This is a genomic window from Maritalea mediterranea, from assembly GCF_021568695.1.
Taxonomy (GTDB): Bacteria; Pseudomonadota; Alphaproteobacteria; order Rhizobiales; family Devosiaceae; genus Maritalea; species Maritalea mediterranea.
Window position 1 is genome coordinate 1 of the sequence record NZ_JAKGTI010000017.1, and the last position, 231, is coordinate 231.

Below are 231 nucleotides of genomic sequence, written 5' to 3' on the forward strand. Positions count from 1 at the left end.
CCTTACCTGACCGACAGCTCGTCTGCTCACCTGATGGGGTGGATGCCCCCTGCTCCGCGGCATCGAGGTGCCATAGCGTGGTTGGTGCTGAGCCTGACCACGAGGGAGAGGAGGCATCCATGGAGAAGGTTACGACAGTCGGTCTCGACTTGGCCAAGAGCGTTTTCCAGGTGCATGGGGTTAATGCAGCAGGCGGGGTGGTAGTGCGGCGCAAGCTCCGCCGGTCAGCCC

Annotated in this window: 1 pseudogene; it reads left to right on the plus strand. The window is 63.2% G+C overall.

From position 1 onward, the window contains the following. Positions 1-119 precede the first annotated feature (119 nt). Positions 120-231 (plus strand): annotated as a pseudogene (locus tag L1I42_RS16195) (IS110 family transposase); the annotation flags it as partial.